We start from the raw sequence: 7,418 nt of genomic DNA, 5'->3' as shown, positions 1-7,418 counted from the left end.
ACGCCGCCGACGCGTTCACCGTCGCCCAGGTCGCCATCGGCCTGCTCCGCCAGCAGCTCCCGTCGAGCTCGCGGGTGCACGGGATCGTCACCTCGGCGGGCTCGGCACCCAACGCGATCCCCGAAACCTCCTCGGGGCGGTGGTACGTGCGCGCGGAAACCCTGGCCGAGCTGGCCGAGATCGAGCCGAAGGTGATGCGCTGCTTCGAAGCGGGCGCCCTGGCGACCGGCACCACGCTGGAGATCGAGGCGGAGAGCAAGCCCTACGCCGAGTTCCGCACCGACGAGCGCGCGCTCGCGGCGTACCGGGCCAACGCCCTGCACCTGGGCCGGGAGTTCGCCCCGGACGGGCTGGCGGGCCGGATGAACCGGGCGTCGACGGACATGGGCAACGTGTCGCAGGTCGTGCCGGCCATCCACCCCTACATCGGGATCGGCTCGCTGCCGGCCACCAACCACCAGCACGAGTTCGCCGCGCACTGCGTCGGTCCGCAGGCCGAACGAGCTCTGCTCGACGGAGCGGTCGCGCTGGCCTGGACCGGTGCGGACCGGGCCAGCAGCACGGTCGCCTGACCGGGCTCGGCGACGATCAGCCGCTGTTCGGAACGTCAGTGTCTCTTGTGGACACGGATGGCCCGTTCCCGTCCAGTGCACCGGACAGGTATGAGCCCGGTGCACCGGGCAGTTGCGGGCCGGTGTCACCGGGATGTGAGGATCGGAGGATGTCTCAAGGAACCGGACGCGACATCGCTTCGAACGGACCCGCCGAGTGGGACGGCGACGACTACCAGCGGCGCTTCGACGCGCTCGCGGCCTCCGGGGCGGACGTGCACGGCGAAGCCGATTTCGTCCGTTCCTTCGCTCCGTCGAACGTCCTCGACGCCGGCTGCGGGACGGGCCGCGTGGCCATCGAACTGGCCCGGCACGGCATCGAGGTGGTGGGCACCGACCTCGACCGCTCGATGCTGACCACCGCCCGCCAGCGGGCCCCGCAGATCTCGTGGATCGAAGCCGATCTGGTCGAGCTCGACCTCGGCCGGACCTTCGACGTGGTCGTCATGGCCGGCAACGTCCCGCTGTTCACCCGCCCCGGCACCCAAGCGGCACTGGTGGCCAGCGTGGCCCGCCACGTGCGCCCCGGAGGCGTGCTCGTCGCCGGTTTCAGCCTCGACCGCGGCTACGGGATCACCGACTACGACGCCCACGCCGCAGCGGTCGGCCTGGCGCTGGCGGACCGGTTCGCCACCTGGGACCGGGCTCCTTTCACCGACGGCGACTACGCGGTGTCGGTCCACACCCGCTGAACCCCGTCCGGCCCGAATCCGCTCAGGCGTCCTCGTCGATCGGGTCGGGCAGCGTCCAGCGCTCGTCGCGGCGGGGGTGGATGTAGCCGTAGTAGTAGACGTATCCGACGACGAGGATGCCGACCGCGATCGTCACCGGAACCCAGTCGTTGAGCAGGTTTTCGCCGAGGACCACCACCATGGACGCCAGCAGCAGGAGCGGGGGCAGCGGCCAGGCGGGCATCCGGTAGGCCGCCCGGCTGGTCCGGCCGCGGATCCGGCCGACCAGCGCGGCCAGCCCGACCAGCACGTAGGTGATCACCAGGCTGGCTCCGGAACCGAGCAGCAGCACTTCGAACGGCAGCAGCCAGTAGGCCAGCGAGCCCAGCGCGGTCACCACCAGGGTCGCCGCGACGGGGGTGCGCAGCCGGGGGTGGATGCAGGTCAGCGGGCGGTTGACGGCATCGGGCCAGGAGCCGTCGCGGGCCGAGGAGTAGAGGCTGCGGCCGAGCTGCAGCATGATCGCGATCACCGCGTTGATCACCGCGATCGCGATGCCCAGGCTGACGATCGTGTTCACCACCGGTCCGCCGCGGGCGAGCAGGAAGTAGTTCATCGGCGAGTCGGCGCTGACCAGCTCCGACATGCTCGGCGTGCCCAGCAGCACGGCCACCAGCGGGACGAGTTCGGCGACCACGGTGATCGCCAGCGACCAGAGGGTCGCCCGCCCGATCGTCCGCGTGGCCTGACGGGTTTCCTCGGCGTAGTAGACGGCGGCGCCGTAGCCGTTGTAGGCGAAGATCGCGATCGCGGTGTAGGAGACCACCAATCCCGCGGACGCGGCGGTCAGCGTGCTGCCTGCGCCCGCTTGCTGGGCGGTCCACAGCACGGAGACCGGCTGGTCGACGCGCACGAAGCCGAGCACCGCCAGGACGACGAGCGCCAGCAGTTCCAGGGTCAGGAAGATGCCGGTGACCCAGGCGTTCGTGCGGATGCCCAGCACGGCGATGAACCCGGTGGCCACGATGACCACGAGACCCACCCACCGGCCTTCCAGGGCGGACCACACCACGCCGAGGTAGTCGCCGGTCCCGCTCGCGATCACTCCGAGGATGAGGATGCCGGAGACGATGGTCAGCAGGTAGAGGGCGAACCCGGTGGACTTGCCGACGGTCCGCGCGACGAACGCGTATTCGCCGCCGGTGATGGGAAATGCGCTGGACAGTTCGGCGTAGCACAGCGCCACCGAGATGCCGACGACGGCGGCGATGGCGAAGGCGATCGCGGAAGCGCCGCCGACTCCCCGGATCACCGACGGAATGATGATGAAAACGCTCGACGCGGGCGTCACCGCGGAGAGCGTGATGAGGATGTTCTCCCGGAAGGTCAGCGAGCGGGAGAGATTGCTGGTAGGTGGCTGCTCGGGGGGTTTCGGTCCGTGGTGTGACTTCTCCGGTCATCGGTCACCTCGACCTTCCGCACCAGTTATTTGGCGCAAGAGTCAAAGATGGGCGAGCCGATGTCAATAGCTGGGGAACCAACATGTTTGACTCGACTGGCGTGAGTGCCAGATAATTCGAGGATGGCACGTCCCAGTCGTAAACCGGTGCGGCGCGAGCATCTGGTCGCCGCGGCCACCCGGGCCGTCGGCCGTCAGGGCCTGGCCACGTTGCGGGTAGCCGATGTGGCCGAGCAGGCCGGCGTGGTCCGCGGTTCGGTCCACTACTACTACCCCGACCTGTCCGAGCTGCTGCGGGAGGTGTTCCGGCAGGCGGTGGAGCGGTTCTGCACCGACCGCGCGGCATTGATATCCACAATGGACGACGCGCGGGACAAGCTGGTCGCGGCGGCGCGCGCGGGCATCCCGTGGCGGGCCGACGACGAACTGGTCAACGTGCTCTACGAGTTCACGACCGCGGTCCGCCAGGACTCGGTGTACTCGGTGATCGTGGAGAGCCTGTTCGGCCGGCAGGTCACCATGTACGGCGCCATCCTCGAGATAGGCCGGGCCCAGGGGCATTTCGACCTGACGGCGCCGGTCGCCGACATCGCGGCGAACCTGGTGTGCCTGGAGAACGGGTACGGCCTGGAGATCCTGGCCGGCAACGCGGTGATGCCCCCGCAGCGCGCGTTCGAGCTGATCCTTTCCTACGCACGCGGCGCCACAGGCTGCGCTGAGCTGACCGCTGATCCGGATGACGCTGAGGTGACCCGCCTCCGGCCACGAGGAGATACCCGATGACCGATCGCACCCGCACTCCGGGAGGGCTGCTCCGGGCACGTGCCCTGGGGATTCCGTTCGACGGTACGCCCGGTGCGTGCAACGCGGTCACCGACGTTCCCGGTGTCGAGGTCGGCTACACCACCCTGATCGACGGGGACGGCGTCCGCACCGGGGTGACCGCCGTCCTGCCCCGCGGCCGGGCCGGGGTCGCCACTCCGTGCGCGTCGGGCTGGTACTCCCTCAACGGAAATGGGGAGATGACCGGGACCGCGTGGCTGGACGAGACCGGCTCGCTGACGCTGCCGGTCGCGATCACCAACACCCACGCGATCGGTCCGGTCCACCGTGGACTGATCGACTGGGTGGTGGCGAACCGGCCCGAGCTGGCCCGCGAGTGGCTGCTGCCGGTGGTCGGGGAGACCTGGGACGGCTACCTCAACGACATCAACGGCCCCCACGTGCAACCCGCCCACGCGGTGGCGGCGGTGGACGCGGCCCGGTCCGGTCCGATCGAGGAGGGCTCGGTCGGCGGCGGAACCGGGATGAACTGCTACGCCTTCAAGGGCGGCAGCGGCACCGCGTCCCGCGTCGTGGAGCACGAATCGGACCGGTACACCGTCGGCGTGTTCGTCCAGGCCAACTTCGGCGCCCGCCGGGAACTCGTGGTGGCCGGAGCGCCGGTCGGCCACCAGCTGCTGGCGGACAACCCGATGGAGGAGGCCGACCGGTTCGCCGCGCCTGGTGCCGGTTCGGTGATCGTCGTGGTGGCCACCGACGCACCGCTGCTGCCCGGCCAGTGCACCGCGCTCGCCCGCCGGGTGCCGCTCGGCCTGGCCCGCACCGGAACCACCGGCAGCCACTTCTCCGGCGACCTCTTCCTCGCCTTCTCCACGGCCAACGCGGGTGCTCTCACCAGCACCATGGCCGCCGGCGGACCGGCCTACGAACAACTCCGGTTCGTCCCGTGGGGTCGCATGAACCCGTTCTACGAGGCCACCGTGCAGGCCACCGAGGAGGCGGTCCTCAACTCGCTCATCGCCAACGCGGACATGGTGGGCCGGGACGGCCACCGCACTCCGGCCCTGCCGCACGACCGGCTCGTCGAGCTGCTGCGCGATTCGGGCGTCCGGCTCGACGTCGGTTGACGAACGCCGCGCGGAGGCCGCTCCGCGCGTGCCGGGATGCTCGGGGAGCGGATCGTTGTGGCGGGTTGGATAGGATTGGTGGGGAACTGCGATCGGCGAGGCGGGTGAGCGTGGAAGACAACCGGGGATCCTCGGTTTCGGGGGCCCAGACGCTCGACCGGGGAATCCGGGTCCTCTGGCACCTCGCCCGGAGGCCGGACGGCGAGACGCTGACCGAGATGGCGCGCTCGCTGGAGCTCAACCGCAATGCGCTGCACCGGATGTTGGAGGCGCTCACCGCGCACAACCTGGTCCGGCGGACCGAGGACAAGCGGTACCACCTGGCCTACGGTCTCGTGGAGCTGGCGTCGGCGGTGGACAGCGATCTGCGCGGCTTGGCCTACCCGGTCATGGCGGGGCTCGCCGACGCGGTCGATGCGACGGCGAACCTGATGGTGCCGGTCGGCGACGCCGAGGTGCAGGCGGTGCTGGTGGTCGAGCCGCGGCTCGCCGCGGCGCACATCGCGTTCCGGACGGGCCAGCGGCACCCGATAGACCGCGGCTCGGGCGGTATTGCGATCCTGGCGGGTCGGCCGCCCCGCGATGACGACCCTGCCGAGGTGGTGGCCGCTCGTGAGCAGGGCTACGCCGTTTCCACCGGTCACGTGATCCCCGGTGTCATCGGGGTTTCGGTGCGGGTGGAGACCCCTCCGACGATGTCGGAGGTCAGCATCGGTGTGTCGCTGGTCGATCCCGCTGCGGTCGAGAAGGTGGCCCCGCGGGTGGTGGAGGCGGCGCGCGAGGTGAGCGCGCAGCTGTTCGCGTCGCGCTCGCGGGTGCGCTGAGGTCATCACCGCCGGTAGACCGGATCCGCGGTGTCCCTCCTGGACCGGACCCAGCCGGGGTCGAGGCCGTCGGTGATGGTCTGCGCGCGGACTTCGTCGAAGACGACGACCCGGTCGGCGATGCGCCACCGGCCGCTGCGCCGCTCGAACCGGTCCACGTAGCGGCACCGGATGATCGCCAGCTCCTGCTCGGTCGCACCGCCGACCGGCGCCTGCCTGAGGTAGCAGAGGCAGTAGGACTCGACTTCGGCTGTGTCGTCGTCGGTGAAGTCGACGAGGACGTTGCTGATGAAGTGCTGGGACGAGTCGATCGTGGTATGCCGCCGCCGGATGTCCTCGACGAGCCCGTCGACCGGCCCGTGGTAGCCGCCGTGGTTGTCGATGGCGTCCGGGAAGTAGCAGTCGCGGATGCCGTCGTAGTCGAGGCGGTCCACCGCTCGCGCGTAGCGGTAGAGGACCTGCTCGATGGCGACCCGATCGTCCGATGTGGTCATTCGGTGTTCTCCGTCCCGTTGAGCCGCAGTGCTGCTTGCTGCCCGGCGAGGCGGCCGAGCACCAGGGCGTGGGCCACGGAGTTCCCGCCGCCCACGTAGCGTTCGCCGAGGATCCCGCCGGCCGCCTCACCTGCCGCGTACAGCCCCGGAACCGCTCGGCCTTCGGTGTCGAGCACCCGGGCGCGGTTGTCGATGCGCAGTCCGGTGTGCGTGCACACCAGCTCGGCGGGCAGCATCCGGACGGCGTAGAACGGGCCGGTCGACACCGGGGGCAGCTGCGGGTCGACCTGCTTGGCCGCCAGCGATTCGTGCCGGAGGAAGTCCTCGTCGTGGCCCTGCGCGAACAGCTCGTTGAACCGCTCGACGCTCCGGACCAGGTTCCGCGCCGGTGCGCCGATCAGGGCGGCGAGCTCGGGCAGCGTGTCGGCGCAGTGGACGACGCCTTTGCCCACTTCTTCGAGGACCCGGTCCGCGGACCAGTCGGCGTAGCCGGGTGGCAGGCCGGCGCGGGCCGCTTCGTCGAAGACGGCCCAGACGAAACCGCCGTGGTCCTTGAGGATTCCGGGGCTGACCGCGTACGGCGCGTCCTCGTCCATGCACCGGTGGCCGTCGGAGTCGACGTGGATCCGGGACGCCGGCGGGAATCCGCTCTGCCAGTGGTGGAACCGCTGGAACTCGGCGGTGACCAGCAGCAGCCCCCAGCCGTGGCCGAACAGCGACAGTTCGTGCCGCTCGGCCAGCGCGATGTGATCGCCCCGGCTGCCCGGGGCGGCGACCACGAACAGGCTGTCGCCCGCGATCCCGGCGTCCGGGAAGTACTCCCGCACCAGCTCGGGGTTCTGCGCCAGCCCGCCGCTGGCCACGACCACCGAAGGCGCGGTGACCTCGGCGTCGTCGACGACCACCCCGCGCACCGCCGACCCGTCGCGCAGCAGATCGGTGGCGCGGCTGCCGAGCGCGAGATCGACCTTGAGCCGCCGGCGGGCGCGGTCCAGGGCTTGGACCAGCCCGTACCCCTGGTCCTTCGGGACGTGGCCGCGCCAGACGTCCTCGACACCGGCGCGGGTCAACCCGGGCATGTGCGCGTTCCGGGACAGCTGGGCGGGGATCTCGACGCCGAGGTCGAGCAGCCAGTCGATGAGTGAGCTCGACTGCTCGCAGAACATCCGCGTCGGCCCGGGCAGCACGCGCCACTGGTTGAGGTCCATGTAGTGCTGGAACATGCGTTCCGGCGAGTCGTCCACGCCCAGCGCCTTTTGCACGCCGGTGTCCGCGGCGGTCAGCATCCCGGCGGAGAGCTGCGTCGACCCGCCGATCTCGGACTCGGATTCCAGCACCAGCACCCGCAGCCCCTGCTGCGCGGCCGACACCGCCGCGGCGAGCCCAGCGCCCCCGGCGCCGATGACGACGAGGTCGTAGTCGTAACTCATGGTCTACCTCAGATGTGTT

At 70.6% G+C, this 7,418-nt stretch carries 8 protein-coding genes; 5 read left to right on the top strand and 3 right to left on the bottom strand.

Going from position 1 to position 7,418, the window contains the following annotated elements:
• Together ABTZ89_RS32565 and ABTZ89_RS32560 are read left to right on the top strand one after the other, a co-directional pair.
• The coding region (locus tag ABTZ89_RS32565) for a zinc-binding metallopeptidase family protein (protein ID WP_502949632.1) at nt 1–572 on the top strand (572 nt) is incomplete at its 5' end.
• Nucleotides 573–721: 149 nt separating this feature from the next.
• Nucleotides 722–1,303 carry a class I SAM-dependent DNA methyltransferase gene (locus ABTZ89_RS32560; protein WP_351051993.1) on the top strand — a complete coding sequence of 194 codons (582 nt, stop codon included), beginning with the start codon at nt 722–724 and terminating at the stop codon, nt 1,301–1,303.
• Nucleotides 1,304–1,325: 22 nt separating this feature from the next.
• On the opposite strand, the gene ABTZ89_RS32555 is transcribed toward ABTZ89_RS32560, so the two are convergent.
• The gene (locus ABTZ89_RS32555; RefSeq protein WP_351051995.1) at nt 1,326–2,648 is read right to left on the bottom strand and encodes an APC family permease; all 1,323 of its coding nucleotides are present in this window, start codon (nt 2,646–2,648) and stop codon (nt 1,326–1,328) included.
• Between the two features lie 216 nt (nt 2,649–2,864).
• On the opposite strand from ABTZ89_RS32555, the gene ABTZ89_RS32550 reads away from it, so the two are divergent.
• From ABTZ89_RS32550 to ABTZ89_RS32540, 3 genes are all read left to right on the top strand, one after another.
• Complete coding sequence (locus tag ABTZ89_RS32550; RefSeq protein ID WP_351051991.1) at nt 2,865–3,524, top strand: TetR/AcrR family transcriptional regulator; 660 nt, start codon at nt 2,865–2,867, stop codon at nt 3,522–3,524.
• Nucleotides 3,521–4,651 carry a DmpA family aminopeptidase gene (locus ABTZ89_RS32545; protein WP_351051988.1) on the top strand — a complete coding sequence of 377 codons (1,131 nt, stop codon included), beginning with the start codon at nt 3,521–3,523 and terminating at the stop codon, nt 4,649–4,651. Before ABTZ89_RS32550 ends, ABTZ89_RS32545 begins: the two co-directional genes overlap by 4 nt.
• A gap of 110 nt (nt 4,652–4,761) precedes the next feature.
• On the top strand, nt 4,762–5,475 hold the full coding sequence (locus ABTZ89_RS32540) for an IclR family transcriptional regulator (protein WP_270952351.1): 714 nt from the start codon (nt 4,762–4,764) through the stop codon (nt 5,473–5,475).
• A gap of 5 nt (nt 5,476–5,480) precedes the next feature.
• Here ABTZ89_RS32540 and ABTZ89_RS32535 read toward each other — a convergent pair whose 3' ends face one another.
• Both ABTZ89_RS32535 and ABTZ89_RS32530 read right to left on the bottom strand, forming a co-directional pair.
• Nucleotides 5,481–5,969, bottom strand: a complete 489-nt coding sequence (locus ABTZ89_RS32535) for a nuclear transport factor 2 family protein (RefSeq protein ID WP_351051985.1) — start codon at nt 5,967–5,969, stop codon at nt 5,481–5,483.
• Nucleotides 5,966–7,399 (bottom strand): FAD-dependent oxidoreductase, encoded by a 1,434-nt coding sequence (locus ABTZ89_RS32530; RefSeq protein WP_351051982.1) that lies wholly within the window; start codon nt 7,397–7,399, stop codon nt 5,966–5,968. The genes ABTZ89_RS32535 and ABTZ89_RS32530 overlap by 4 nt, the downstream gene beginning before the upstream one ends.
• Nucleotides 7,400–7,418 lie beyond the last annotated feature (19 nt).

This window comes from Saccharopolyspora sp. NPDC002686 (assembly GCF_040295745.1).
GTDB lineage: Bacteria > Actinomycetota > Actinomycetes > Mycobacteriales > Pseudonocardiaceae > Saccharopolyspora > Saccharopolyspora oryzae.
This window is presented reverse-complemented; position numbering and strand designations above follow the sequence as displayed.